This window comes from Streptomyces sp. NBC_00597, from assembly GCF_041431095.1.
In the GTDB taxonomy this organism is placed as follows: domain Bacteria; phylum Actinomycetota; class Actinomycetes; order Streptomycetales; family Streptomycetaceae; genus Streptomyces.
In genome coordinates this window covers 3,585,343-3,611,663 of the sequence record NZ_CP107757.1, presented here as the reverse complement: position 1 = coordinate 3,611,663, position 26,321 = coordinate 3,585,343, and the positions used below count along the sequence as shown (strand labels likewise).

Below are 26,321 nucleotides of genomic sequence, written 5' to 3'. Positions count from 1 at the left end.
GAACGCGCCCCGGAGGCCGGGTCCGCGCTGATCGCGCGGGGCCGTGCCGGACCGGAAGTCAGCCGCGGCGCCCGGGAGCGTGACGGGAGAACCGCCCGCATGCTCAACAACGAAACCAACAACACCACCGGTGGCGCCGACAGCGGCAGCCCGAGCGACAACCTGCCTCCGCGCAGGCGTCGCCGCGCCGCGTCCCGGCCCGCCGGCCCGCCCGGCGCGACCGCTGCCGCCGAGCTGACCGAGGCCGCTCCGGCCGCCCCTGCCGAGGAGGCCGCTCCGGCCGCCGCCCCGGCCCGTACCCGCCGCCGTGCCACCCGCGCGGTGACCACTGCCGAGGCCCCCGCTGCCGAGGCTGCTGCTCCGGCTGCTCCGGCTGCTCCTGTCGTCGAGGAGGAGGCGGCTGCTCCGGCGCCGCGTGCCCGTCGTCGTGCGACCCGCGCCGTGGCTGCTCCGGAGGCTCCGGCCACCGCCGAGGTCGTGGTCGAGGCTGCTGCTCCGGCCGCTCCGGTCGTCGAGGAGGCCGCCGCTCCGGCGCCGCGTGCCCGTCGCCGTGCCACCCGCGCGGTGACCACTGCCGAGGCCCCCGCTGCCGAGGCCGTGGTCGAGGCTGCTGCTCCGGCTGCTCCTGTCGTGGAGGAGGAGGCGGCTGCTCCGGCGCCGCGTGCCCGTCGTCGTGCGACCCGCGCCGTGGCTGCTCCGGAGGCTCCGGCCACCGCCGAGGTCGTGGTCGAGGCTGCTGCTCCGGCCGCTCCGGCTGCTCCTGTCGTCGAAGAGGCCGCTGCCCCGGCGCCGCGTGCCCGTCGCCGTGCGACCCGCGCCGTGACCGCTGCCGAGGCCCCCGCTGCCGAGGTCGTCGCGGAGGAGGCCGCCGCCCCGAAGGCCACCGTCACCGTCGCCGACGCCGTGGACTCCCCGAAGCGCGGCGGCCGCCGCCGCGCCACCCGCGCCGCCGCCCCCGCAGCCCAGGCCGCCGCCCCGGCGCAGCCCGTGGCCGAGGAGCCCGCCGCCCCGGCTCCGTCCAGGGCCGCCCGTCGCGCCACGCGCCCCGCCGTCGCCGTGTTCCAGGCCCCGGTCTTCACCGAGCCGATGTTCCAGACCCCGGAGACCGCCGCCATGGCCGCCGCGGCCGCCGCCGCAGCCGTCGAGGCGGAAGAGGCCGAGGAGGAGGACGAGACCGAGGCCGAGGTCGAGGCCGTCCAGGCCCCCGCCGCGCAGCCGGCCGGCCGTCGCCGCCGCCGCGGCCGCGGCGGCGTCGAGGCCGCTCCGGTCGCCGAGTCCGCGCCGGTCTCCCTGGCCGACGTCGAGCAGATGGAGGGCGAGGCCGAGGCCGAGGCCGCCGAGCTCGACGAAGAGTCCGCCGAGTTCGAAGAGGGCGACGAGACGGGCGAGCGCCCGTCCCGCCGGCGCCGTCGCGGTGGCCGTCGCCGTCGCCGCGGCGAGGCCGCCGACCTGGACGAGTCCGCCGAGGACGAGGACGAGGCCGAGTCGGAGGCCGCCGAGCAGGAGGCCGCCGAGCTCGACGAGGAAGAGGACGAGGCCGAGGAGGCCGGCGCCCTGGGCTCCAGCTCCAGCCGTCGTCGCCGTCGCCGTCGTCGCCGCAGCGGTGAGCCCGCCGACACCTCTGCCGAGGCCGCGGGCGAGGAGGACGGCGTACGCACCGTCGTCAAGGTCCGCGAGCCGCGCCCGGCGCGCGAGAAGGCCGAGCCGTCCGACGAGGTGCAGTCCATCAAGGGCTCGACCCGTCTGGAGGCGAAGAAGCAGCGCCGCCGCGAGGGCCGCGAGCAGGGCCGCCGTCGCGTCCCGATCATCACCGAGGCCGAGTTCCTGGCCCGCCGCGAGGCCGTCGAGCGCGTGATGGTCGTCCGCCAGGCCGGCGAGCGCACCCAGATCGGCGTCCTTGAGGACAACGTGCTCGTCGAGCACTACGTCAACAAGGAAGAGGCCACCTCGTACGTCGGCAACGTCTACCTGGGCAAGGTCCAGAACGTGCTGCCGTCCATGGAGGCCGCCTTCATCGACATCGGCAAGGGCCGCAACGCCGTCCTGTACGCCGGTGAGGTCAACTTCGAGGCGCTCGGCATGGCCAACGGGCCGCGCCGCATCGAGTCCGCCCTCAAGTCCGGCCAGTCGGTCCTGGTGCAGGTCACCAAGGACCCGATCGGCCACAAGGGCGCCCGCCTGACCAGCCAGGTCTCGCTGCCCGGCCGCTACCTGGTCTACGTGCCCGAGGGCTCGATGACCGGTATCAGCCGCAAGCTGCCCGACACCGAGCGCGCCCGCCTGAAGACCATCCTCAAGAAGATCGTCCCCGAGGACGCGGGCGTCATCGTGCGCACCGCCGCCGAGGGTGCGAGCGAGGACGAGCTGCGCCGCGACGTCGAGCGTCTGCAGGCCCAGTGGGAGGACATCCAGAAGAAGTCGAAGCAGATCTCGACCTCTTCGCCGAGCCTGCTGTACGGCGAGCCGGACATGACCGTCCGCGTCGTGCGCGACATCTTCAACGAGGACTTCTCGAAGGTCATCGTCAGCGGTGACACCGCCTGGGAGACCATCCACGGCTACGTCTCGCACGTGGCCCCGGACCTGGCCGACCGGCTGTCGCGCTGGACCTCCGAGGTCGACGTCTTCGCGACGTACCGGATCGACGAGCAGCTCGCCAAGGCGCTCGACCGCAAGGTGTGGCTGCCCTCGGGCGGTTCCCTCGTGATCGACAAGACCGAGGCGATGATCGTCATCGACGTCAACACCGGCAAGTTCACCGGTCAGGGCGGCAACCTCGAAGAGACCGTCACCAGGAACAACCTGGAGGCGGCCGAGGAGATCGTGCGCCAGCTGCGGCTGCGCGACCTCGGCGGCATCGTCGTCATCGACTTCATCGACATGGTCCTGGAGTCGAACCGCGACCTGGTCCTGCGGCGCATGCTGGAGTGCCTGGGCCGCGACCGTACGAAGCACCAGGTCGCCGAGGTGACCTCGCTGGGCCTGGTCCAGATGACCCGCAAGCGGGTGGGCCAGGGCCTGCTGGAGTCCTTCTCCGAGACCTGCGTCCACTGCAACGGGCGCGGTGTGATCGTGCACATGGAGACCCCGACCGCGGTCGGCGGCGGTGGCAACGGCAAGCGCGCCAAGCGTCGCGGTGGCCGCGGCCACGAGCACGACCACGAGATCGAGGGCGTCGAGACCGTGGAGGTCGAGGCCCTCGAAGCCGAGACCGAGGCCGAGGTGGCCGCCGAGCTCGCCGCGCCGGTGGCGCTGCCCGAGCCGGCGTTCGCCGCGGACGAGGAGCTCTACGGCAGCCCGGCGGAGGCGGAGGCCGCGGCCGGTCTGAGCGGCCGCCGCAACCGCCGCCGTGCCACCCGCAAGGCGACCGCCCCGGCGGGTGCCCCGCGCGGCGCCGCAGCCCAGGCGGCTCCGGCCGCCGAGGCCGAGCCGGCCGCGCCGGTCGTCGAGGCCGAGCCGGTGACCGAGCCGGCCGAAACGGTGCTGGAGCCGGCCCCCGAGGTCGTCGCCGAGGCCGTGGAGACCGCCGAGGCCGTCGAGAGCGTCGAGGCGGCCCCCAAGGGTCGTACCCGTCGCCGCGCCACCCGCAAGGCGACGGCCCCGGCCCCGGTCGCCGGGACCGCCCCGCAGGCGGAGGCGCAGCCGGTCGTGGAGGCCGCCCCGGAGCCCGTCGCCCCGGCGGAGCCCGAGCCCGTCGCCCCGGCTGCCGAGGAGGCCCCCGAGGCCCCCGTGGCGGAGGCCGCACCGGCCCGTCCGCGTCGGCGTGCCACCCGTAAGGCCACCGCACCCGCGGGTTCCCCGGCAGGCGCGGCGGAGGCGGCCGTGCTGGTCGTCGAGGCCCCCGCCGCCGAGCCCGAGGCCGCCCCGGCTCCGGTCGAGGCTGCCGAGGCCGAGGAGGCCGACGCCCCGGCCGAGAAGCCGGCCAAGAAGGCGGTCCGCAAGACGGCCGCCAAGAAGGCCCCGGCGAAGAAGGCCACCGTCGCGAAGAAGGCGACGGCCGCCAAGAAGACCGTCGCGAAGAAGGCGACGGCCAAGAAGACCGTGGCGAAGCGGGCGACGAAGAAGACCGCGGCGGCCGAGCAGCAGTCGCAGCCGTCCGTCTCGGCTCCGACCGAAGCCTGATCCGCCCACCCGGCCGTGGACCCCGCCGAGAGGCGGGGTCCACGGCCGCACGGGGCCCGGTTTGACCCTCCGGAACCGGCCCCGTAACCTAGACCGTCGGCATGTCCTAGATGGTTACGTCTAGTGCGCGTCGCGCTCCTGAGCACCTTCCTCCGGCCGGGCACCGCCCGCGGGAGAGGCCGCTCGTCCAATCCGGATCTGTGCGGTCCCCGTCTTGAAGAGGGGCCTGCCTGAGCGGCTGGCTTCAGGAGCATCCGTCCCGAGTGAGAGAGAGATCCGCGTGTACGCCATCGTGCGCAGCGGTGGTCGCCAGCACAAGGTTGCTGTTGGTGACATCGTTGAGGTTGACAAGATTTCCACTGCCAAGGTTGGCGACACGGTCGAGCTCTCGACCCTGCTCGTTGTCGACGGCGACGCCGTGACCAGCGACCCGTGGGTGCTGGCCGGGATCAAGGTCCAGGCCGAGATCGTGGACCACCACAAGGGCGCCAAGATCGACATCCTGCGCTACAAGAACAAGACCGGCTACCGCCGTCGCCAGGGTCACCGCCAGCAGTACACGGCGATCAAGGTCACCGGTATCCCCGCGGCTGCGAAGTAAGAGGGACTGAGACATGGCACACAAGAAGGGCGCATCTTCCACCCGGAACGGGCGCGACTCCAATGCTCAGCGGCTCGGCGTGAAGCGCTTCGGCGGTCAGGTCGTTTCCGCTGGTGAGATCCTCGTCCGCCAGCGCGGCACGCACTTCCACCCGGGCGCGGGCGTCGGCCGTGGCGGCGACGACACGCTGTTCGCGCTGCAGGCGGGTGCCGTGCAGTTCGGCACGCACCGTGGCCGCAAGGTCGTCAACATCGTTCCGGCCGCCTGATCCAGCTCCTGCTGATCAGCGGTACGTAACTTCCCGAGGGCGGATCTCAGCTCTTCCCGGCGCAAGCCGGGAAGAGAGGTCCGCCCTCGGCGCGTTGGTACAGAGACACGTTTAATGGGCAGCAAGGCCTGCCTGGGACATTCCCGTATGTATCTGGAGGAACAACCATGACCACCTTCGTGGACCGCGTCGAGCTGCATGTCGCCGCGGGTAACGGGGGCCACGGCTGCGCCTCCGTTCACCGGGAGAAGTTCAAGCCGCTCGGCGGCCCCGACGGCGGCAACGGCGGCCGAGGCGGCGACGTGATCCTGGTGGTGGAGCAGGCGATCACCACCCTGCTGGACTACCACCACAGCCCCCACCGCAAGGCCACCAACGGCAAGCCCGGCGAGGGCGGCAACCGCTCCGGCAAGGACGGTCAGGACCTGGTCCTGCCCGTGCCGGACGGCACCGTCGTCCTCGACAAGGAGGGCAACGTCCTCGCCGACCTCGTCGGCCAGGGCACCACGTACGTGGCCGCCGACGGCGGTCGCGGCGGTCTCGGCAACGCCGCGCTGTCCTCCGCCCGCCGCAAGGCCCCCGGCTTCGCGCTGCTCGGCGTCCCCGGTACCACGGGCGACATCGTCCTGGAGCTCAAGACCGTGGCCGACGTGGCCCTGGTCGGCTTCCCGAGCGCCGGCAAGTCCTCGCTGATCTCGGTGCTCTCCGCTGCCAAGCCGAAGATCGCGGACTACCCCTTCACCACCCTCGTCCCGAACCTGGGCGTCGTCACGGCCGGCTCTACCGTCTACACGATCGCCGACGTCCCCGGCCTGATCCCGGGCGCCAGCCAGGGCAAGGGCCTCGGCCTGGAGTTCCTGCGCCACGTCGAGCGCTGCTCGGTCCTCGTGCACGTCCTGGACACCGCCACCCTGGAGTCCGACCGCGACCCGGTGGCCGACCTCGACGTGATCGAGGAAGAACTCAAGATCTACGGCGGCGGCCTGGAGAAGCGTCCGCGCCTCGTCGTCCTCAACAAGGTCGACATCCCGGACGGCCAGGAGCTCGCCGACATGGTCCGCCCGGACCTGGAGGCCCGCGGCTACAAGGTCTTCGAGGTCTCCGCGGTCGCCCGGACGGGCCTCAAGGAGCTCTCGTACTTCCTCGCCGAGGTCGTCGCCAAGGCGCGCGCCCGCAAGCCGAAGGAGGAGGCGACCCGTATCGTCATCCGCCCGAAGGCCGTGGACGACGCCGGCTTCACCGTCACGTACGACGAGGTCGAGGACGTCTACACGGTGCGCGGCGAGAAGCCGGAGCGCTGGGTCCGCCAGACCGACTTCAACAACGACGAGGCCGTGGGCTACCTGGCCGACCGCCTCAACCGCCTCGGTGTCGAGGACGCGCTGAAGAAGGCCGGCGCCCGCGCCGGCGACGGCGTCGCCATCGGCTCCGACGAGAACGCGGTCGTCTTCGACTGGGAGCCGACCATGATGGCCGGCGCCGAGATGCTGGGCCGCCGCGGTGAGGACCACCGCCTGGAGGCTCCGCGTCCGGCCACCACCCGCCGCAAGGAGAAGGAAGCCAAGCGCGGGGACTCGGCGCAGCAGGAGTACGACGAGTTCCGGCCGTTCTGATCTGCTGTTTCGCCGTTCGGCGGGCCCGGACGGCGGGCTTGAAGTGATGTTTACGCGGGTCGCCTAGGATCCCAGGGGTGAGCAGCACCAACACTCCCAGCGTTTCCGTCGTGGTGATCGCGTACAACGACGCCGTGCTCGTGGGCGAGGCCGTTTCGTCGGCCCTCGCCCAGGGCCCGGTCGTCGCCGAGGTGATCGCCGTGAACGACGCCTCGTCCGACGGCACCGCGCGGGTGTTGGACGAGCTGGCCGCCGTCCATCCCCGCCTCAAGGTCGTGCACCGCACGCAGAACAGCGGCGGATGCGGTACGCCGCGCAACGACGGGATCGCAGCTGCGACCTCGCCGTACGTGCTCTTCCTCGACAGTGACGACGTCCTGCCCCCGGGGGCGGCCGACGCCCTCGTGCGCGCCGCCGAGGAGCACCGCGCGCCGGTGACCGTCGGCGCGTGCGTACGGCGTGAACTGCCCCAGTACCACGACGTGCCCTGGATGCCCGGTCTCTACACCGCGGGCGACGTGATCGAGCGGCCCGCCGACCGGCCCGAGCTGGTCCGCGACACCCTCTGCGTCAACAAGCTCTACGAGCGGGCGTTCCTGGACGAGCACGCCATCCGCTTTCCCGACGGACGGTTCGTCTACGAGGACTTCGTCTTCACCGCGCGCGTGCTGGCCGCAGCGCCCCGCATCGCCGTCATCGGCGACCTCGTCTACGTCTGGCACGTGCGCCGCAGTGCCGCCCAGGTGTCCATCTCCCTGGACCGCAAGGACGTGGGCAACTGGCGCTCCCGGATCGAGGCCCACCGCTCGGCCCGCCGGATCATCACCGGGTCCTCCCCGGAGCTGGGCCTCGCCTGCCAGGTGAAGTTCCTGGAGTACGACCTGCGCATGTACCTGCGCGAGCTCGGCAAGGACCCCGAGTACCAGGCCGCCTGGTGGACGCTGACCCGCGATTACGTCGCCGGGTTCGACGAGGCCGCGGTCGAGGCCGCCGGGGCGCACGCCCGCTGGATCGTCCGGCTGCTGCGGGCCGCCCCGGCCCCGCCCGCCGACGTGGAGCGGCTCACCCGCTTCGCCGCCGAGCCGCCGCGGCTGTTGCCCCCGTACGCGACCGGCCCCGACGGGCTGCCCGTGTGGAGCGAGGGGCTCCCGGTGGTCCTGGACGGGCTGGACGGGCTGCCGGTGGCCGAACTGCCCGTCAGCATCGACGCCGAACCCCTCGGCGCCGGCCGGCTCCGGATCCGGGTGCGCGACCTGTACGGGCGTCTCGCCGAGGCCGGACCGCGCACCGCCCGACTGAGCTTCGTGCCGCGCTCGGGCGGCGAGCCGGTCCTGGACAGGCCGGTGGAGCTGCGCGTCGCCGCCGACGGTGACGGCTGGACCGCCGAGCTGCCGTTCCGGCTCACCGGCGTGGCTGCCGCCGGGCGCCGCCGGGGCCGCCGCGGCATGCAGTCCTGGGGGGTCCAGGTGGGCGTGGACTTCGCCGAAGGGAGCTCCCTGCTCACCTCTCCGCGCCCCCTCGACGACCTCCTGCGCCGCCGGGCGCTGCCGAGCAGCAGGTACGGTGTTCTGCTGGCGCAGCCGTTCCGCACGGGCGGGGGATCACTGGCCCTGAGGCTCGCGCCGGGTGCCGCGGGCGCGCTGAGCCTCGTACGCAACCGTCTCCACCGGGCCCGGGCAGGCCGCGGATCGGAGTGAGACAGCCGGCGACCCTCAAGGTCGCCTGAGATTTCGGACAGGCCCCCGGACTCGGTCCGGGGTCCCCAGGGAGGTACGCATGACTTTTCTGATCACTGGTGGCGCCGGCTACATCGGCTCCCACGTCGTCCGCGCGATGGTCGCCGCAGGTGAGGAGGTCGTCGTCTACGACGACCTCTCCACGGGCAACCAGGACCGCGTCCCGGAGGGCGTCCCGCTGGTGATCGGCTCGGTCCTGGACCGGCTGAACCTGGACGAGACCATCCTCCGGTACAAGATCACCGGCGTGGTGCACCTGGCCGGCAAGAAGCAGGTCGGCGAGTCCGTCGAGAAGCCGCTGTACTACTACCACGAGAACGTTGAGGGCCTGCAGGTCCTGCTGGGGGCGGTGGCCGCCGCCGGCGTCCGCAACTTCCTCTTCTCCTCCTCCGCCTCCGTGTACGGCATGCCCGACGTGGAACTGGTCACCGAGGAGACCCCGTGCGCGCCGCTGAGCCCGTACGGCGAGACCAAGCTGGCCGGCGAGTGGCTGGTGCGCGCCGCCGGCAAGGCGCACGGCATCTCCACCGCCTGCCTGCGCTACTTCAACGTGGCGGGCGCGGCCGCCCCCGAGCTCGCGGACACCGGGGTCTTCAACCTGGTCCCGATGGTCTTCGAGCGCTTCGACAAGGGCGAGGGCGCCCGCATCTTCGGCGACGACTACCCGACCCCGGACGGCACCTGCATCCGCGACTACATTCACGTCGAGGACCTCGCCGAGGCCCACGTGGTGGCGGCCCGCAAGCTCGTCGAGTGGGGCGCGACCGGGGAGTACAAGGACCTCACCGTCAACATCGGCCGCGGCGAGGGCGTCTCCGTACGGGAGATGGCGCAGCTGCTGAACGAGGGCACCGGGCACGCGCACGAGCCCGTCGTCGTCCCGCGGCGGCCCGGAGACCCGGCGAAGGTCGTGGCCTCGGCCGACAAGATCGCGGCGGAGCTGGGCTGGAAGGCCAAGCACGACGTCCGCGAGATGATCACCTCGGCCTGGGCGGGCTGGGAGGCCAACCGCAAGGGCGAGCTGCCCCACGTCGCGCGCTGAGCGCGTACACCGCACACACGCAGCCGCCCGCCCCGGACACGTTCCGGGGCGGGCGGCTGCGTACGCGGGGGAGGGCTCAGCGCCCCGGGGCTCAGCGCTCCAAGAACGTGAACAGCTCTTCCCAGCGGTCGGTGATCTCGGCGCTGGAGTAGCGCTGCACGTTGCGGAAGGCGTTGTCGCCGAGCCGGTCGCGCAGTTCGCGGTCCGCCATCAACACGCGCAGGTGCCCGGCCAGCTCCATCGTGTTGCCCAGCCGGGCCAGCAGCCCGTCCTCGCCGTGCTCGACGATCTCCCGTACGCCCGGCGCGCAGTCGAACGCGGCCACCGGCACGCCCGCGGCCATCGCCTCCAACAAGGTGATCGGGAAGCCCTCGGCCCGCGAGGCCTGCGCGAAGACCGAGGCCCCGCGCAGCGCGCCCAGCACGTCGTCCGTGCTGCCCATCCACTGCACCGAGTCGGTCAGCCCGAGGGTGGCGGCGTGCGCCCGCAGCGCAGGCTCCTCCACACCCGCCCCGTAGATCCGCAGGACCCAGTCGGGATGGTGCGGGGCGGCGTCGGCCCACGCGTCGAGCAGCAGGTCCATGCCCTTCTCGAACGCGAGGCGGCCGACGCTGGCGACGACCTTCTCCGAACGGGGGGCGGGAGAGTCCGGCATGAACGGCAGCGGGTTCGGCATGCTGCCGACGTTCTCCATGCCGGCCCGGATCCACAGGTCCGCGTCCTCGGGGGTCAGCACCAGCAGCCGGTCGACCTCCGGGTAGTACCGGCGGACCCGGTTGCCGCGGGTGGACTTCTGGCTGGCTTCGAACGACTCGTGGCTCATGCCGATGACGCTGAGCCCCTTGGTGTCGGCGAGCGCCACCCACTCCATCGCCCAGACCTGCGTGACGATCACGACGGCCCCGGGGCGGGCCGCGCGGAACAGCTCGTTCAGCTGCTCCGCCTTCGCCCGCATCTTCGCCCGCCGGGCCGCCTGGCGGCGCCGCTCGGGTGCGTTGAGGCGACCCTTGATCCCGCGCAGGCGGCGGGCCTTCGGCGGGTGCGCCTCGTACAGGGTGGTCATCGCGTACGGCAGGTCCTGCGGCAGCTTCTGCCGGATCTCCTCGGCGACCGGGGCGATTCCCACGATGTGCACCCGGTGCCCGCGGTCGGTGAACAGCCGGGCCATCTGGTGCGACCAGGTCGTCACGCCGCCGAGCTCGTCCACGCTGTTGGAGACGATGAAGACGTCACGGCCGCCGGGCCGGTCGGTGTCCGCTGCGGAATCGGCGGTCTGCTGGCTCACTTGCCGCTCCTGGTGAAGAACTTCTCGACGATCTGGCGGGCCGCGTCCCCGCGGTCGTACTCGCCGAACTCGGTGAGGAAACGCTGCCGGGCCTCGGCGTACTTGGCGTCCGCCTCGTCGAAGGCGGCGAGGGCCTGGAGGAGTTCGTCGGCCGTGGCCACCACCGGACCGGGCGCCTTCTCCTTCAGGTCGAAGTACGTGCCGCGGATGTCGGTCGCGTACTTCTCGTAGTCGTACGCGAAGAACAGCATCGGCCGGTCCATGACCGCGTAGTCGAACATCACGGACGAGTAGTCGGTGATCAGCCCGTCGGCGAGCGCCAGCAGCGGGGTGATGTCGTGGTGCCGGGACACGTCGACGACCCGGCCCGCGACCGACGGCGGCAGCGAGACGCTGTTGAGGTAGTGGGTGCGCACCAGCAGGGTGAACCGGTCACCGAGCCGCTCGGCGAACTCCTCGACGTCGAAGGGGAACTCGAAGCCCTCCACCGCGCCGTCCGCGGTCGCCCGGAAGGTCGGCGCGTACAGCAGCACCTTCTTCTCCGGGTCGAGACCCAGCTCGGCGGCGAGCGACCCGCGCACCCGCTCCCCGCTCTGCGCCTCGGCACGCTGCGCCTCGACCAGGGCGTCGTTGCGCGGGTAGCCGGTGCGCAGCAGCACCTCGTCGCGCAGCCTGAAGCCCTTGGCGAGGGTGCGGGCGTCGTGCTCGGAGCGGATCAGGAAGTGGTCGAAGCGGTTCACGGCCGCCTGGAACTTGTCCTGGCCGGCCTTGCCCTGCGCCTTGGTGCGGGGCTCGTGGAAGCCCATGCGCTTGAGCGCGGAGCCGTGCCAGGTCTGGATGTACGTGGTTCCCTCGCGCTTGGTCAGGGCCAGGGGGAAGCCCTGGTTGTCGACCCAGAACTCGGCCTGCGCCAGCGCGCGCAGGTACGGCCAGCTCCAGCGGCGCACGAGGGTGGCGTCCTTGGGGAAGCCGGTGGGCTTGCCGCCCGCGTACGACCAGATCGCCTCGAACGGGACGCCCTGGCGGACCATCTCCTCGTAGATCGCCTTCGGGCTGTCGCTGTACTGCTTGCCCATGTGGCTCTCGAAGACGACCGTGCCCTTCTTGACCGGCAGCTTCGAGAAGATCTCGTGGTAGACCTTCACCTTCTGCTCGCCCGAGCCGAGGTTGCGGCGGGCCCGCAGCGCCTTGCGCAGGCCCCGCTTGACGACGCCGGCGGCCCTGCCGTGCATCGCGCTGCTGATCAGGGTCTGCGTGCGGACGGCTGCGGCGCCCTCGGCGGTCAGGACGTAGGAGAGGTTGCCCTTCTTGGTGACCTCCGGCTCGAAGCGGTCGGAGACCAGCCTGGTCAGCCGCGGACGCACGCGCAGGCGGGCCGCCGACTCCATGTCGACCCCGCCGACGGAGACGCGGGTGGTGAGGCGGTCGCCGCCGGCCTTCAGTTTCAGTCGGACGTCCCAGACGGCGTCGATGATGCCGAGGGGGCGCACGGTGCTGCCGATGTCGGCCGTGCCGGTCCACTCGATCGTGTCACCGGCGTGGCGCACGCTTGCCACCGGGAAGCTGAAAGACCTCACGCCGATCTGCCGGCGGGCCCGGAACTCCAGCGTGGCCTCCAGTTCCGCTTCCGGGCTGATCCGGCCCAGCGGGTTCACCACGGTGCCCGAGAGCGTGACGGTACCGCGCCCGTCGTCCTCGTACGAGGTCAGGCGGTTGCCCAGTGCGAGGGAGCCGAGCGGGGCGGTGTGGAAGCCCTGATCGGTGACGTCCAGTATCCGACGGGCCTCCGCGTCGTCCGGGTCGTCGATGTGCGCGGCGCACCAGTAGACGCGCCCGTCGCGCTCGGCGAGCGGCGAGGACAGGCGGCCCTTGTTGGTCATGGCGTCGGCGGCCGGGAGCAGGTTGTCCCAGTCTTCCTTGCCCAGCAGGTAGGCGCAGATCGCCTGGAGGAACGTGACGTTCTCGTACGCGGCCGGGTCGATGCCGGCCAGGTAGCCGTTGGCGAGGCGGGCGAACTCCTGGCGGTACGCGTCGCCCAGCAGGGGCAGGTCGCGCAGGTGCAGCACCAGGTCGTGCTTGAGGAACTTGGCGTCCTTCGCGGACTTGATCGCCGTGTGGCCCTTGGCGGCCAGCAGCTCGTCGACGCGGCGGTGGATCTCCATCCGGTGGACGAAGTTCGCGATCTCGTGGCGCCGGTTGCTGATCGACTTCGACGCGGCCTTCTCGACCACGTTCCAGTAGTAGACGTGGTTCGGGATCAGCGTGATGCGGCGGGCGGCGACGTAGGCCTGCGCGGAGAAGAGCAGGTCCTCGTAGTGGATGCCGACCGGGAACTCCAGGCCCTGCTCCAGCAGGAACGCGCGCCGGTAGCACTTGTTCGTGGAGAGGGTGTCGTAGACCAGCAGGTCCGGGTCCTCGGTGATCGACTCCAGCGTGCGGGTGCGCGAGTAGATCCAGGGGTACCACTCGGTGGTCTTGCCCCACCGGTTGTCGAGGTGCACGCGGACGCACATGCCGGAGACCAGGTCGGAACCGGTCCGCTCGGCGGCGGCCAGCATGTTCCGGCAGGCGTTTCGTTCCAGCACGTCGTCGCTGTCCAGGAACATGACGTACGTGCCGGTGGCCTGCTGGATGCCGTGGTTGCGCGGCGCGCCGCAGCCGCCGCTGTTCTCGGGCAGCCGGAAGGCGCGCACCCTGTCCGGGTGTGCGGCTTCTAGCTCCTGCGCGACCGCATATGACCGGTCCTTGCTGCAGTCGTCGACGATCACGACTTCGACCCCGTGCAGGGTTTGGTCCAAAACCGACTGGACGGCTGTCGGCAGACGCTCTGCGTCGTTGTAGACGATGACGACCACGGAGACGTCAGGCACGTGCACCTCGATCCCTTCGTTCCATTCCGCTTAACCCGTCAAAGCTACCGTGTGCCGCGCTCGGATCCGGCAGGCCGACCCTCGGCGTGCATACTTCTAAGGAAGAGGTGTGTGGCGGGTCCGGTCGCCGACAATCACCCGTTCGGACCCAGCAGGAAGTGTTCATGACGAAGCTGTCCGTAGTAGTCCCTTGCTACAACGAAGAAGCCGTGATCGACAGCTTCGACGTGGAGATCCGCAGGGTCCTGGACTCCCTGCCCGTCGAGTACGAGGTCTGCTACGTCGACGACGGCAGCCGTGACGGAACACTCACCAAACTCCGCAAGATCGCCTCCGAACACGGGGACCACACCCGGTACGTCTCCTTCAGCCGCAACTTCGGCAAGGAGGCCGGCATGCTCGCCGGCCTGCGCGAGGCCACCGGAGACGCCGTCGTGATCATGGACGCCGACCTCCAGCACCCGCCGGAGCTCATCGCCACCATGCTCGACTACTACCGGCAGGGCCACGACCAGATCATCGCCCGCCGCACCCGCGAGGGCGACAAGAAGGTCCGCTCCGCCCTCAGCCGCCTCTACTACCGCGGCGTCAACCGCTGGGTCGACGTGGAGCTCACCGACGGCGTCGGCGACTTCCGGATGCTGTCCCGGCCGGCCGTCGACGCGCTGCTCTCGCTGCCGGAGTACAACCGCTTCTCCAAGGGCCTCTTCTCCTGGATCGGCTTCGACACCGTCCACTTCGACTACCGCAATGCCCAGCGCGAGGCCGGCGAGACGAAGTGGAAGTTCGGCGCCCTGCTGAACTACGCCATGGACGGGCTGATCTCCTTCAACAACCGGCCGCTGCGGATCGGCATCTGGGCCGGCGTGTCGCTGGTGGGGCTGGCCGCCCTGTACGCGCTGTGGATCGTCATCATGGCCATGACCCACGGCGTCACCGCTCCCGGCTACGTGACCCTCGTCGCGATCATCGTCGGCATCGGCGGCGTTCAGATGGTCATGCTGGGTCTGATCGGCGAGTACATCGGACGCATCTACTACGAGACCAAGCGCCGCCCGCACTTCCTCGTGAAGGAGGCGCACGGCGCAGACCCCCAGGCCCGTCCCGACGCCGCCGGGGTCCGCACCGCGGAGCGCGAGCGCGGCGGCCTGTCCGACTCGCGCCTGACGGTCGCCGCCGAGCGCGAGGTGCGCTGAACCATGGGCAGCCAGCTCGGCCAGATCCTCCGCTTCGGCCTCGTCGGAGCCGTGAACACCGGCACCTTCTTCGGCATCTACCTGCTGCTGCACCCGTGGATGCCGTACTTCCTCGCCTACACCCTCGCCTTCCTGCTCGCGATGGTCGGCTCGTTCTTCATGAACACCTACTTCACCTACCGGACCAAGCCCACCTGGAAGAAGTTCCTCCTCTTCCCGCTGACGAACGTCACGAACTACGTGATCCAGTCCGCAGGGCTCTACGCCCTGGTGACCTGGGCCGGGCTCGACACCCGGATCGCCCCGCTCGTCGCCGCCGTCGTGGCGATCCCGTTCACCTTCCTGCTGTCCCGCAAGATCCTCGTCCCGGGCGCCGCCGCGCAGGCCGAGGAACCGCAGCCGGCCCGCAGCGGGTCCGCCGGCTGAGCCCGCCGGTCGCGTCCACCGTCTGAAACCCCTGCGCGGGCGCCGCACACCACCCCGTAGATTGAGGTGGCAGACGTACCGGCAAGGGGCAAGGGGACAGACGTGTCAGCGGCTAGGCAAGGTGTCGTGGACGCCCGCAGGATCGTGGTCAAGGTCGGATCCTCCTCCCTGACCACGGCGGCCGGCGGACTCGACGCGGACCGGGTGGACGCCCTGGTCGACGTACTGGCCAAGGCCCGCAGCGGCGGCGAGAAGGAGATCGTCCTCGTCTCCAGCGGAGCCATCGCCGCGGGCCTGTCCCCGCTCGGCCTGCGCCGGCGCCCCACTGACCTGGCCCGCCAGCAGGCGGCCGCCAGCGTCGGCCAGGGGCTGCTGGTCGCCCGGTACACCGCCTCCTTCGCCCGGTACGGCGTACGCGTCGGCCAGGTGCTGCTGACCAGCGACGACACCAGCCGCCGGGCCCACTACCGCAACGCCTACCGGACGCTGGACCAGCTGCTGGCCATGGGCGCCCTGCCGGTGGTCAACGAGAACGACACCGTCGCCACGGACGAGATCCGCTTCGGTGACAACGACCGGCTCGCGGCCCTCGTCGCCCACCTGGTCCGAGCCGACCTCCTCGTCCTGCTGTCCGACGTGGACGGCCTCTACGACGGCGACCCCTCACTGCCCGGCACCACCCGCATCGACGAGGTGCGCGGACCCGAGGACATCGCGCACGTCTCCATCGGAAGCGCCGGCAAGGCGGGCGTCGGCACCGGCGGCATGGTCACCAAGGTCGAAGCCGCCCGGATCGCGGCGGCCGCCGGCATCCCGGTCGTCCTCACCTCGGCCAGCCAGGCGGCCGACGCCCTGGCCGGACGGGCGACCGGCACGCACTTCCACGCCACCGGCCGGCGCTCGGCCGACCGGCTGCTCTGGCTCCAGCACGCCTCGACCCCGCAGGGGCACCTGGTCCTGGACGAGGGCGCCGTACGCGCCGTGACCGAACGCGGCAGTTCCCTGCTGCCCGCCGGGATCGCCGCCGTCGAAGGCGAATTCGTCGCCGGCGACCCGGTGGAACTGCGCGGGCCCGACGGCCGCGCCGTCGCCCGCGGGCTGGTCAACTTCGACGCCAAGGAACTCCCGCAGCTCCTCGGCCGCTCCACACGGGAGCTGGCCAAGGAACTCGGACCGGAGTACGAGCGCGAGGTCGTACACCGCGACGATCTGGTCCTGCTGGAGGGCTGAGGTTCGGTAAAACCGCCGCGCGGCGGGCCGGGGACTGGTCAACTGTGAAGGGCGGACAGGCATGGCGCAGACAGGAGGCGGCTGGTGAGACGAGCGCTGACCAGCATCAGCGGCGGCGGGGACGAGCAGGAAGAAACTTCCCGCCTCTGGCACGTCACCCTGAGCGTCTCGGGCAAGCCGGCGCCGCTGTCCGAGGTCAGGCGCGGGCTGGAACAGCTGGCCCATGACCACCCCTTCCTGCTGACCAGTAGGTACGCCGACGACCACGCGGAGATCCGGTACTGGGAGGAGGCCCGCGACCTCCACGACGCCGCGGCCGTCGCCCTCCGGCTGTGGGGCGAACACCGCTCCTCGGCCCAGCTCCCGCCGTGGGAGATCGTCGGCCTGGAGGTCATCGACCGAGCCACCTACCACCTGCGCGTGGCAGAGGGCTACGGCCCCCCGCCGGCCCACCCCGTGGGCGTGCATCCTTACTGAACGCGCGCCCCGCACCGCTCCGCGCGCTTCGGGCCGCTGCGCCGGGCTGACCTGCCCGCGCAGCCGGATCCAGCCCCGCCGGCGTTCGAGGCGCGGGGGTCCGGGGGCGGAGCCCCGGGGACGGGTCCGGGCGGAGCCCGGGGAACGGGCGAAGGGCGGGTAGGGGACCAAGCCCCGCAGGACCCCCATCGGGACCCGCCCACCGCCCGGTGCCCGCCGGCGGCGAGACGCACCACCGAGGCCGGAGGCCGGTCGCGGCGGCGCCGGACCCCGTCCGGGGCGGGCGTCTCGCGGGATGGAACCCCGTCGGCCCGGGCGGGGCCGGGGACTACCCTGGGCGGCATGACCTCGCTCGACGCCACCGTCTCGCCCGTGATCGCCACCGCGCAAGCGGCCCGCACCGCCGCCGCGGCCATCGCCCCGCTCCCGCGGTCCGCCAAGGACACCGCGCTCCTGGCCATCGCGGACGCCCTGGAGGCCCGTACCGCCGAGATCGTCGCCGCCAACGCCGTCGACACCGACAAGGCCCGCGCCGCCGGCACCAGCGAGACCGTCATCGACCGCCTCACCCTCACCCCGGAACGCGTTGCGGCCATCGCCTCCGACGTGCGCGACGTCGCCGCGCTCCCCGACCCCGTCGGCGAGGTCGTACGCGGCTCGACGCTCCCCAACGGGATCGACCTCCGCCAGATCCGCGTCCCGCTCGGCGTCGTCGGCATCATCTACGAGGCCCGGCCCAACGTCACCGTCGACGCCGCCGCCCTCTGCCTCAAGTCCGGCAACGCGGTCCTCCTGCGCGGCAGCTCCTCCGCCTACGCCTCCAACACCGCCCTCGTCACGATCCTCCGCGACGCCGTCGAGAGTGCGGGGCTGCCCGCCGACGCGATCCAGCTCGTCCCGGGCGAGTCCCGCGACTCCGTCCGCGAGCTGATGCGCGCCCGCGGCCTCGTCGACGTCCTCATCCCCCGCGGCGGCGCCTCCCTCATCAAGACCGTCGTCGAGGAGTCCATCGTCCCGGTCATCGAGACCGGTACCGGCAACTGCCACGTCTACGTGGACGCCCAGGCCGACCTCGACATGGCCGTGGACATCCTCGTCAACTCCAAGGCCCAGCGCCCCTCCGTCTGCAACTCCGCGGAGACCCTCCTCGTCCACCGCGACATCGCCGACGCCTTCCTGCCGCGCGCCCTCGACGCCCTCGCCGACGCCGGCGTCACCGTCCACGGCGACGACCGGGTCCTCGCTGCCGCCAAGGACTCCAAGGCCACCGCGCTGCCCGCCACCGACGAGGACTGGGCCGCCGAGTACCTCTCCTACGACATCGCCGCCGGTGTCGTGGACTCCCTCGACGACGCGGTCGCCCACATCCGCCGCTGGACCTCCGGCCACACCGAGGCGATCGTGACCACCTCGCAGGCCGCTGCGCGCCGCTTCACCCAGCTGGTCGACTCCACCACCGTCGCCGTAAATGCGTCCACCCGGTTCACGGACGGTGGCCAGTTCGGCTTCGGCGCCGAGATCGGCATCTCCACCCAGAAGCTGCACGCCCGCGGCCCGATGGGCCTGCCGGAGCTCACCTCCACCAAGTACATCGTCACCGGCGACGGACACGTTCGGTAGTCGGACAGTAAACACCGGGTGGCCGGATTTCGGCTGACACCCTGCCCAAAGCAGCCCCCCAGGTCTAGGCTGTTGCTGTGCCGGACGACGTGGGGGGCAAGTTCCCGGACGACGGGGAGCCCGACAGCGACGACCGCGGAGGCGCGGATCATGACTTCGCCTCCGTGGTGTTCGACGAGGACTTCGTCCGGAACGCCGAAATTCATGAACCGAGTGCCGCGGAGCGCCAGCGGGCCGCCGATCGGGCACGCGCCGAGGCGGAAGCCGCCCGCGCCGTCGCCGGAGGCTGGACGTCCGACGACGACCACGACGGCTACGGCTACGGCCGCCCCGACGGTTACGGCATCGACGAACCCGGATGGGAACACGGCCCCGCCGGCTACCCGGAAGGCCCGTACGGGGCCTACGGCGGCGCCCTGAGGCCCTACCGGGGCCGCTCGCGCTGGCTGCGCCCGGTCGCCTGGGTGCTCGCCTTCGTCATGGGCCTCGGCATGGTCGCCCTCGCCTTCAGCGCCGTTTACCGCAGCGCGTCGAGCGACGCCGACCACACTCCCGCGCCCGCCAGCACGCCGCTCACGGAAGTCACCGGCGCCGGAGCGTTTATGTACCCCGTCGGCCGCCAACCCTGAAGGTAACGACCCCGCTCGCGTTCACCGGAGCCGGGGGCTTCTCTGAAGCGGGGACAGCGGGGAGAAGCGATGGCCGTGCCAGGAGATCCACCCGACGGCACCCCCGAGGGCATCGGCGGGGGCGACGAGGAATTCCGGTCGGACGAGTACCGGTCGGACGAGTACCGGTCGGTGGTGTTCGACGAGGACTTCGTCCGGGCCGCCCGGCTCCAGGAGTTCTCCGCACAGGAGCGGATGGGCGAACACGCCCGTGCCGTGCGCAGCCGGTCCATCTGGTCCGGCGGTGGCTCCGCCAAGCCCCGGACCAGCACCCCCGGCCGCGGCGCCCGCCAGGGCATGCTGCTCGTGCTGCTCATCGCGGTGGCCTTCGCCGCGGCCGTCTACATGGGCCTGAGCAACCCGACGGTCCCGCCGTACACCGGCCGCACCGAACCGCTGACCAGCACCGTCGTACCCCTGGCCCCCAGCACCGCCGTGCCCGGCGGGCGGCCCGTCGACCTCTTCGCAAAGAGCCCGGCGGCCGACTACCGCGTCGGAGCGGCCGGGATCACCCTGCCCGCCGCGCGCCGCACCCACCACTTCACCGAAGGGCAGGTCGTCACCGCACTGTCCATCGCCAAGGACTACCTGGTGCAGTCCTCGCTGGACCCCGACGTGCTGGCCGGCGCCGCCACCCGGCCCGTGCGGGTCCTGCTCGACCCCGACCAGCTGGCCCAGTTCGACCTCAGCATGACCTCGCCCTCCGGCGACGGGCGGCACGCGGCCACCGGCTGGCTGGTCCGCTTCGACCCGGGCACCGCGGCCGTGGCCGACACCCGGGTCCGGGTCAACGGAACCCTCGTCTTCGAGGAGGTCTCCGCGGACGTCCTCGAAGTGAGCACCGATCACACCTTCGTGTACGCCGTGCGCCCCGCCACCGGATCCCCGGCCGCGGCGGACGGCGCCTCGCTCTTCACCGTCCGGCGCGAGCTGCGACTGCGCTTCGACCAGGAAGACCTCACGACCCGGCGGGCGGAGCTGGTCTCCGCCTACGTGATGGCCGGCCCGCAGGACTGCTCCACCGAGCCCGCCGAAGGCTTCCGCCCGGTCCTGGCCGGAGCCGGGCCGACCACCGTGGGCCCGGCCGCGAGCGACCCGTACGCCAGCGGCACCCCGCGGCGCACCGCCGGGCTGTGCGGCGTACTGGCCCCGCCCACGCCCGCCGGGGCCGCCCCCGTCAGCCCTGCTCCGTAGCTCCGTCACCCTTGTTCCCGGTGCCCGGGCCCGTACCCGCGCCGCCGGCCGTGCCCGTGAACTTGTCGCGCAGCTTGCCGCCGACATCGGCCGCGCCGCCCGCGATATCGCCGACCAGCTTGAACAGCGGGTCCTTGCTGCTGCGCACGGCGTCCGCGTAGTGCGCGGCCGACTCGCGGAAGGAGTCCGTCACCGAGGTGTCCTTGTCCTCGTCCCGCCGCGGGTAGTGGCCGTCCATGATCCGCTGGTAGTCCCGGTTCTGGGACCACTTCTTCAGCTCGGCCGCCCGCACGGTGGCGAAGGGATGCGTCCGCGGCAGCATGTTGAGGATCTTCAGCACGGAATCGCGCAGGTCGCCGCTGGACTCGTACTCCTCCGCCTGGGCCAGGAAGGCGTCCACGTTCATCTCGTGGAGGTGGTTGCCGCCCGCCAGCTTCATCAGGCCCCGCATCGAGGCCTGCAGGTCCTGCCCGACCAGCAGTCCGGCCCGGTCCGCCGACAGCTCCGACTTGCGGAACCACTCCCGGAGCGCGGTCACGATCGCCGTGATCGCCACATTGCCCAGCGGGATCCACGCGACCTTCAGCGCCAGCCCCGTCAGGAACAGCAAGATCGTGCGGTACACCGCGTGCCCCGACAGCGCATGGCCCACCTCGTGGCCCACGACCGCCCGCATCTCCTCCTCGTCGAGGAGTTCCACCAGGCCCGTCGTCACCACGATGATCGGCTCGTCCAGCCCGATGCACATGGCGTTCGGCTTCGGGTCCTGCTGCACGTACATCTGCGGAACCTGCTCCAGGTCCAGGATGTAACAGGCGTCGCGCAGCATCTCGTGCAGGTGCGGGAACTGGGTCTCGCCCACCCGGACGGAGTCCGACAGGAAGAGCAGGCGCAGACTCCGCTCCGGAAGAAGGCCGCTCAGGGCCTTGAACACGGTGTCGAAACCGCTCAGCTTGCGCAGCGCGACCAGCGCCGAGCGGTCCGCCGGGTGCTCGTACGCGCGCGAAGAAATACCGGGGAACCTCCTGCGGTCCCGCGCCGGCACCTTCTCGAATCCGGTCTCCGTCATAACGCCCTCCCCCTTGGTCGGCCTGAGTGCTGCTGCGTCTATCCTCTCCAACGCCTGAGTCGGCGTGAGCGTGCCCCAGGCCCCCGCATACGATGTGAGCGAAGTCTCCGCCCGCTCCCCGACTCGATAGGTATCTGCCTGATGAGCCTCTCCTCCACCGCCCACAACCTGGTCGTTCTCGCGTCGGAGGGCGCCGAGCAGCACGGCGGCAACCACGACAGCCTGAACCCGTACCTGACCGGTGGCGGCGCGCTGTGCATCCTGCTGCTGATGCTCTGGGTGACCACCCGCCTGAACCGCGACCGCTGAACCGCGCTCGCGCACGTGCTCGAAGTGCGGGTCCGCACCGCTCCGCCGGGCCAGTAGGCTCTGCGCTCATGGGAGAGCAGGAGATGCCTACCGGCCCGGTCAAGCGCCGGCTCGGCGTGATGGGCGGGACATTCGACCCGATCCACCACGGACACCTGGTGGCCGCCAGCGAAGTGGCCGCCCTGTTCCACCTCGACGAGGTGGTGTTCGTACCGACCGGCCAGCCGTGGCAGAAGTCGCAGCGCGCCGTGTCCCCCGCCGAGGACCGCTACCTGATGACGGTCATCGCGACGGCCTCGAACCCCCAGTTCTCGGTGAGCCGCATCGACATCGACCGCGGCGGCCCGACGTACACGATCGACACCCTGCGTGATCTGAGCGCGCTCAACGAAGACGCCGACCTGTTCTTCATCACCGGCGCCGACGCCCTCGCCCAGATCCTGACCTGGCGCAACGCCGCCGAGCTCTTCTCGCTCGCCCATTTCATCGGAGTGACCCGGCCGGGCCACGTGCTCACCGACGACGGGCTCCCCGAGGACGGCGTCTCCCTGGTGCAGGTGCCCGCGCTGGCGATTTCGTCCACGGACTGCCGCACCCGGGTCGCCCAGGGCGATCCTGTCTGGTATTTGGTGCCCGACGGTGTGGTGCGCTACATCGACAAGCGTGAGCTGTACCGGGGAGCCTGAGCTTCCGGAGAGAGGGGCCCCGCGGTGAACGACCGACAGGAGCCGTACGACCCGTACGCCTCACAGGAGCAGCAGCTCATCGGCTACGACCCGTACGGGCAGCCGGTGTACGGCCAGGCGCCCGCGCAGCAGTACGAGCAGCAGTACGGCTACGACCAGCAGGGCTACGGCCGGCAGCCGCAGCAGGCGTACCAGCAGCCGCAGCAACAGCAGCCGCAGCAGCCGGCCGCCCCGGCGTACGGGCAGCAGGAGTACACCCAGGCCCCCGCCTACGGGTACGAAACGCAGCACCCGCAGCAGGCCCAGCAGTGGATCCCCCAGCAGGCCGCCCCCGAGCCCCCGGCCCCCGCCCGCGCCCCCGCGGCAGAGCCGGAGCCGCCGCGCCCCGACCGGATCCCCGAACCGCGCCGGCCCGAGGGCGGGCCGTCCGACCCGGACTACCGCACCGAGCAGTTCGCCTTCATCGACCAGCCGGACGACGACTCCGAAGACGTCATCGACTGGCTCAAGTTCACCGAGAGCCGCACCGAGCGCCGCGAGGAGGCCCGCCGCCGCGGCCGCAACCGCGTGGTCGCGCTCCTCGTCGTCCTCGCCCTCTTCGTCGTCGGTGGCGTCGGCTACCTCTGGTACGCGGGCAAGCTGCCGTTCCTCGACGGCCCCGGGCAGAAGAAGGCCGGCGCGGCAGCAGCCGGGGCGCAGAAGCGCGACATGATCGCCGTCCACCTGTACAACACCAAGAAGGGCGGCACCTCCACGGCGCTGCTCGTCGACAACGTCACCACCGGGAAGGGCGCCACCGTCCTGCTGCCGAACGCGCTGGGCGTCCCGAAGGACGACGGCACCGGCACGACCCTCGGCAAGGCGGTCGAGGAAGGCGGCGGCGGAGTACGGGACTCCCTCGACTCGGTGCTCGGCACCCACATCGGCGGCACCTGGCGCCTGGACACCCCCTTCCTGGAGAACCTGGTCGAGCTGGTCGGCGGCATCGAGATCGACACCGACACCGCGATCCCGGCCGACGACGCCGCCAAGACCCCGGCCGTGGGGCAGGGCGCCAAGCAGCACCTCAGCGGTGCGATGGCCGTCGCGTACGCCACCCACCGCGCCCAGGGCGAGCCCGAGGCCAAGCAGCTGGACCGCTTCGGCAAGGTGCTCTACGGGGTGCTGCGCAAGGTCCCCGGCGACCCGAAGTCGGCGACCGTCACCGTCGAGAGCATGGGCCAGATCCTCGACCCCTCCCTGAACGCCCAGACCCTCGGCACCCTGCTGTCCAAGCTCGGCGAGCACGCCAAGGAAGGCGCGTACCGCACGGACGCCCTCGCGGTGAAGCCCGACGGCGCGCTCACCGACGACGCCAACAAGAACGTCGTCAAGGAGGTGCTCGGCGGCAGCTTCACGGCGGCACAGGCCGGCGCCGCGCCCCGCGTCGGACTCAAGGACGCCACCGGTGACGACAAGACGCAGATCGCGGCGAAGGCGGCGCTGCTGAACGGCGGCTACACCTTCGTGGACGGCGGCAAGGCCGACAAGACCCAGTCCACCACGCAGATCACGTACCAGGACGAGGCGCAGCGGGCCAAGGCGGTCGACGTCGCCAAGACGCTGGGCCTGCCCGAGACCGTCGTGAAGAAGGGCGAGAACGCCGTGAACGCCGACATCGTGGTGACCCTGGGCAAGGACTACAAGCCGTCCTGACCCGTCCTGACCAGGCCATCGGCAGGTGCCCGGCCCGCGCGGGACGTTCCGCGCGGGCGGGGTCGGCGGTACATGAGACCCTTGTAAGGATCTGCCCGCCAACCCGAAAGCATGGCCAGTGACCGCCACGGACCGCTCCATCGAGCTCATCACCGCCGCCGCCCAGGCCGCGGCCGACCGGCTCGCGCACGACATCATCGCGTACGACGTCAGCGACGTGCTGTCGATCACCGACGCCTTCCTGCTCGCCTCGGCGCCCAACGACCGCCAGGTCAAGTCGATCGTCGACGAGATCGAGGAGCGCCTGCTCAAGGACCTCGGCGCCAAGCCGGTGCGCCGCGAGGGCGACCGCGACGCCCGCTGGATCCTGCTCGACTACATCGACATCGTCGTCCACGTTCAGCACAGCGAGGAGCGGGTCTTCTACGCGCTGGAGCGCCTGTGGAAGGACTGCCCCGAGATCGAGCTGCCCGAGGACGCCAAGCTCACCAAGGGCAAGGCGGAGGAGCACGCCAAGCTGCGCGAGGCGGCGGGCGACGACGACCTGGACGGTGATCTGTTCTGAGCACGACCGCCCTCCGGAAGACCGGCCGGAAGATCGTCCTCTGGCGACACGGCCAGACGTCGTGGAACCTGGAGCGCCGCTTCCAGGGCTCCACGGACATCGAGCTGACCGAGACGGGTGTGGCGCAGGCGCGCCGCGCCGCCCGGCTGCTCGCCTCCCTGAAGCCGGACGCCATCGTGGCCTCCGACCTGCGGCGGGCCTCCGCCACTGCAGCCGAACTGGGCGCGGTCACGGGCCTGCCCGTGGCGCAGGACGCCGCGCTGCGCGAGACGTACGCCGGTGAGTGGCAGGGCCTCACGCACGACGAGATCATCGAGAAGTACGGCGAGCAGTACGCGGCGTGGAAGCGCGGCGAGCCCGTCCGCCGCGGCGGCGGCGAACTGGAGACCGAGGTCGCCGACCGCGCGGCGCCGGTGGTGCTGGAGCACGCCGGCCGGCTGCCGGAGAACGGCACGCTCGTCGTGGTCAGCCACGGCGGCACCATCCGTACGACCATCGGCCGGCTGCTGGGCCTGGAGGCGTACGCCTGGGAGAGCCTGGGCGGGCTCTCCAACTGCTGTTGGTCCGTCCTCGGCGAGGGCGCGCGCGGCTGGCGTCTGATGGAGCACAATGCCGGCACGCTGCCGGAACCGGTGCTCGGCGACGACGACTGAGCCCGCCTCAGGGCGGCTCCCACCCGGATTTCACTTTCCGGCTGGTCACAGGCTAGAGTTCTTCTTGTTCGCAGCGCAGAACACCGGAAACGGGGGGAGCGCAGCGGAGAGCGGGGCTATAGCTCAGTTGGTAGAGCGCCTGCATGGCATGCAGGAGGTCAGGAGTTCAATTCTCCTTAGCTCCACAATCAGGATCCCGTCCCCAACAGGGGGCGGGATCCTTCCGTTTGTACCTTCGGCGCCTGCTGACCTGCCCCGCACCCGCGTGGCAGAATCGGAACGCCGGAGGGGGAGTCGACGGCCCGATGCGGGAGGGAGTCGCTGACGGATGGGTGCACACCGGCGGCGGTGCGACTGGTGCAACAACGGCACGCCGATCGTGCGGGACATGGACCCGGTCAACCCCGACTACCAGTACTGGTGCGAGGAATGCGCGCGGGCGCTGATCATAAAAGGCGACCCGATCGAGACGTACCGCGAGCTGGAAGGGGAGCCGATCTACGGCCGCCTACTCGACGAACACTGCACGCTCAAGCGGTTCTACCAGTTCGCCAGGGCGTAGGGCCGCGGCAGGGAACGGGCATGGCCGATGGGGCCGCAGATCGGGCGAACCGGGCGAAGCGCATCGCCCGGAAACCGATTTTTGGACCTGGGCCATGACCGTGTAATGTTCTCGATGTCGCCAGGGGGAACCGGCAAGGGAAACCGAGAAGGGGCCCGGCGGCAGAGAAGCAAGGGGCTATAGCTCAGTTGGTAGAGCGCCTGCATGGCATGCAGGAGGTCAGGAGTTCAATTCTCCTTAGCTCCACAGAAGAGAAGCGGGCCACCCGGATCGGGTGGCCCGCTTCTCGTTGTGCGGAACGGTCGAGCGGCGGTCGAGGCCGCTGCGGTACCCTGGCGCCATGCGTGCCGTACGCCTTCTGCTTACCGAGCCGCGCTGATCAGTACCGACCTTCGACACGGTCGGCATCGGCGCGGCGCCCCCTCCTGTGCGAG

Annotated in this window: 22 protein-coding genes and 2 tRNA genes; 21 read left to right on the top strand and 3 right to left on the bottom strand. The window is 71.5% G+C overall.

Features of this window, described 5'->3' with window-relative positions; translation table 11 throughout:
* Window positions 1-99 precede the first annotated feature (99 nt).
* The 6 genes from OG974_RS16085 to galE all read left to right on the top strand — a co-directional run bounded on the left by OG974_RS16085 (window position 100) and on the right by galE (window position 9,382).
* Window positions 100-4,122: a ribonuclease E/G gene (locus OG974_RS16085; protein ID WP_371643501.1), complete on the top strand. Its 4,023-nt coding sequence runs from the start codon at window positions 100-102 to the stop codon at window positions 4,120-4,122.
* A 280-nt stretch (window positions 4,123-4,402) separates the two neighbouring features.
* Entirely contained in the window at window positions 4,403-4,723 is a 321-nt protein-coding gene (gene rplU, locus OG974_RS16080; RefSeq protein WP_008738952.1) for a 50S ribosomal protein L21, read from the top strand.
* A gap of 13 nt (window positions 4,724-4,736) precedes the next feature.
* Entirely contained in the window at window positions 4,737-4,991 is a 255-nt protein-coding gene (gene rpmA / locus OG974_RS16075; RefSeq protein WP_008738950.1) for a 50S ribosomal protein L27, read from the top strand.
* A 167-nt stretch (window positions 4,992-5,158) separates the two neighbouring features.
* Window positions 5,159-6,604 carry a GTPase ObgE gene (gene obgE, locus OG974_RS16070; protein ID WP_327283402.1) on the top strand — a complete coding sequence of 482 codons (1,446 nt, stop codon included), beginning with the start codon at window positions 5,159-5,161 and terminating at the stop codon, window positions 6,602-6,604.
* A 77-nt stretch (window positions 6,605-6,681) separates the two neighbouring features.
* The gene (locus OG974_RS16065) at window positions 6,682-8,301 is read left to right on the top strand and encodes a glycosyltransferase family 2 protein (protein ID WP_371643499.1); all 1,620 of its coding nucleotides are present in this window, start codon (window positions 6,682-6,684) and stop codon (window positions 8,299-8,301) included.
* A gap of 79 nt (window positions 8,302-8,380) precedes the next feature.
* A complete protein-coding gene (gene galE / locus OG974_RS16060; RefSeq protein ID WP_327283400.1) occupies window positions 8,381-9,382 on the top strand; it encodes a UDP-glucose 4-epimerase GalE in 1,002 nt (333 codons plus the stop codon).
* 91 nt (window positions 9,383-9,473) lie between these two features.
* Here the strand turns inward: galE and OG974_RS16055 are convergent, their stop codons facing one another.
* Complete coding sequence (locus tag OG974_RS16055) at window positions 9,474-10,667, bottom strand: glycosyltransferase (protein WP_327283399.1); 1,194 nt, start codon at window positions 10,665-10,667, stop codon at window positions 9,474-9,476.
* On the bottom strand, window positions 10,664-13,543 hold the full coding sequence (locus OG974_RS16050) for a bifunctional glycosyltransferase family 2 protein/CDP-glycerol:glycerophosphate glycerophosphotransferase (protein ID WP_327283398.1): 2,880 nt from the start codon (window positions 13,541-13,543) through the stop codon (window positions 10,664-10,666). Before OG974_RS16050 ends, OG974_RS16055 begins: the two co-directional genes overlap by 4 nt.
* Window positions 13,544-13,701: 158 nt before the next feature.
* On the opposite strand from OG974_RS16050, the gene OG974_RS16045 reads away from it, so the two are divergent.
* The 7 genes from OG974_RS16045 (at window position 13,702) to OG974_RS16015 (ending at window position 20,348) form a co-directional block, all read left to right on the top strand.
* Window positions 13,702-14,733, top strand: a complete 1,032-nt coding sequence (locus OG974_RS16045) for a glycosyltransferase family 2 protein (RefSeq protein ID WP_327283397.1) — start codon at window positions 13,702-13,704, stop codon at window positions 14,731-14,733.
* A 3-nt stretch (window positions 14,734-14,736) separates the two neighbouring features.
* Entirely contained in the window at window positions 14,737-15,159 is a 423-nt protein-coding gene (locus OG974_RS16040; protein WP_327283396.1) for a GtrA family protein, read from the top strand.
* A 102-nt stretch (window positions 15,160-15,261) separates the two neighbouring features.
* Window positions 15,262-16,389: a glutamate 5-kinase gene (gene proB, locus OG974_RS16035; RefSeq protein ID WP_327283395.1), complete on the top strand. Its 1,128-nt coding sequence runs from the start codon at window positions 15,262-15,264 to the stop codon at window positions 16,387-16,389.
* Window positions 16,390-16,473: 84 nt separating this feature from the next.
* A complete protein-coding gene (locus OG974_RS16030) occupies window positions 16,474-16,866 on the top strand; it encodes a hypothetical protein (RefSeq protein WP_371643496.1) in 393 nt (130 codons plus the stop codon).
* A gap of 342 nt (window positions 16,867-17,208) precedes the next feature.
* Window positions 17,209-18,486, top strand: coding sequence for a glutamate-5-semialdehyde dehydrogenase (locus OG974_RS16025; RefSeq protein WP_327283394.1), 1,278 nt, complete (start codon window positions 17,209-17,211; stop codon window positions 18,484-18,486).
* A gap of 77 nt (window positions 18,487-18,563) precedes the next feature.
* Complete coding sequence (locus tag OG974_RS16020; RefSeq protein ID WP_327283393.1) at window positions 18,564-19,115, top strand: hypothetical protein; 552 nt, start codon at window positions 18,564-18,566, stop codon at window positions 19,113-19,115.
* Window positions 19,116-19,184: 69 nt separating this feature from the next.
* Complete coding sequence (locus OG974_RS16015) at window positions 19,185-20,348, top strand: hypothetical protein (RefSeq protein WP_328762740.1); 1,164 nt, start codon at window positions 19,185-19,187, stop codon at window positions 20,346-20,348.
* On the opposite strand, the gene OG974_RS16010 is transcribed toward OG974_RS16015, so the two are convergent.
* Window positions 20,332-21,417 (bottom strand): M48 family metallopeptidase, encoded by a 1,086-nt coding sequence (locus tag OG974_RS16010; protein WP_327283391.1) that lies wholly within the window; start codon window positions 21,415-21,417, stop codon window positions 20,332-20,334. The two genes, OG974_RS16015 and OG974_RS16010, sit on opposite strands and share 17 nt — an antisense overlap.
* A 141-nt stretch (window positions 21,418-21,558) precedes the next feature.
* On the opposite strand from OG974_RS16010, the gene OG974_RS16005 reads away from it, so the two are divergent.
* The 8 genes from OG974_RS16005 (at window position 21,559) to OG974_RS15970 (ending at window position 26,133) form a co-directional block, all read left to right on the top strand.
* Window positions 21,559-21,726 (top strand): hypothetical protein, encoded by a 168-nt coding sequence (locus OG974_RS16005; protein ID WP_327283390.1) that lies wholly within the window; start codon window positions 21,559-21,561, stop codon window positions 21,724-21,726.
* Window positions 21,727-21,794: 68 nt separating this feature from the next.
* Window positions 21,795-22,412, top strand: coding sequence for a nicotinate-nucleotide adenylyltransferase (gene nadD / locus OG974_RS16000; RefSeq protein WP_327283389.1), 618 nt, complete (start codon window positions 21,795-21,797; stop codon window positions 22,410-22,412).
* A 24-nt stretch (window positions 22,413-22,436) separates the two neighbouring features.
* Window positions 22,437-24,107 (top strand): LCP family protein, encoded by a 1,671-nt coding sequence (locus OG974_RS15995; protein WP_329313510.1) that lies wholly within the window; start codon window positions 22,437-22,439, stop codon window positions 24,105-24,107.
* A 118-nt stretch (window positions 24,108-24,225) separates the two neighbouring features.
* Window positions 24,226-24,672 carry a ribosome silencing factor gene (gene rsfS / locus OG974_RS15990; protein WP_327283387.1) on the top strand — a complete coding sequence of 149 codons (447 nt, stop codon included), beginning with the start codon at window positions 24,226-24,228 and terminating at the stop codon, window positions 24,670-24,672.
* Window positions 24,669-25,325 (top strand): histidine phosphatase family protein, encoded by a 657-nt coding sequence (locus tag OG974_RS15985; RefSeq protein WP_327285643.1) that lies wholly within the window; start codon window positions 24,669-24,671, stop codon window positions 25,323-25,325. The genes rsfS and OG974_RS15985 overlap by 4 nt, the downstream gene beginning before the upstream one ends.
* Before the next feature lie 112 nt (window positions 25,326-25,437).
* Window positions 25,438-25,510: transfer RNA gene (locus OG974_RS15980), tRNA-Ala, on the top strand.
* A gap of 143 nt (window positions 25,511-25,653) precedes the next feature.
* Window positions 25,654-25,887, top strand: a complete 234-nt coding sequence (locus tag OG974_RS15975; protein ID WP_008738908.1) for a hypothetical protein — start codon at window positions 25,654-25,656, stop codon at window positions 25,885-25,887.
* Window positions 25,888-26,060: 173 nt separating this feature from the next.
* Window positions 26,061-26,133: transfer RNA gene (locus OG974_RS15970), tRNA-Ala, on the top strand.
* The last annotated feature ends 188 nt before the right edge of the window (window positions 26,134-26,321 follow it).

What these genes read in the sequence shown, in the direction of transcription:
- OG974_RS16085 (WP_371643501.1), top strand. Translation starts at nt 100, where the DNA reads ATGCTCAACAACGAAACCAACAACACCACCGGTGGCGCCGACAGCGGC.
- rpmA (WP_008738950.1), top strand. Translation starts at nt 4,737, where the DNA reads ATGGCACACAAGAAGGGCGCATCTTCCACCCGGAACGGGCGCGACTCC.
- obgE (WP_327283402.1), top strand. Translation starts at nt 5,159, where the DNA reads ATGACCACCTTCGTGGACCGCGTCGAGCTGCATGTCGCCGCGGGTAAC.
- galE (WP_327283400.1), top strand. Translation starts at nt 8,381, where the DNA reads ATGACTTTTCTGATCACTGGTGGCGCCGGCTACATCGGCTCCCACGTC.
- OG974_RS16045 (WP_327283397.1), top strand. Translation starts at nt 13,702, where the DNA reads ATGACGAAGCTGTCCGTAGTAGTCCCTTGCTACAACGAAGAAGCCGTG.
- OG974_RS16040 (WP_327283396.1), top strand. Translation starts at nt 14,737, where the DNA reads ATGGGCAGCCAGCTCGGCCAGATCCTCCGCTTCGGCCTCGTCGGAGCC.
- OG974_RS16025 (WP_327283394.1), top strand. Translation starts at nt 17,209, where the DNA reads ATGACCTCGCTCGACGCCACCGTCTCGCCCGTGATCGCCACCGCGCAA.
- OG974_RS16015 (WP_328762740.1), top strand. Translation starts at nt 19,185, where the DNA reads ATGGCCGTGCCAGGAGATCCACCCGACGGCACCCCCGAGGGCATCGGC.
- OG974_RS16010 (WP_327283391.1), bottom strand. Translation starts at nt 21,417, where the DNA reads ATGACGGAGACCGGATTCGAGAAGGTGCCGGCGCGGGACCGCAGGAGG.
- OG974_RS16005 (WP_327283390.1), top strand. Translation starts at nt 21,559, where the DNA reads ATGAGCCTCTCCTCCACCGCCCACAACCTGGTCGTTCTCGCGTCGGAG.
- nadD (WP_327283389.1), top strand. Translation starts at nt 21,795, where the DNA reads ATGGGAGAGCAGGAGATGCCTACCGGCCCGGTCAAGCGCCGGCTCGGC.
- OG974_RS15975 (WP_008738908.1), top strand. Translation starts at nt 25,654, where the DNA reads ATGGGTGCACACCGGCGGCGGTGCGACTGGTGCAACAACGGCACGCCG.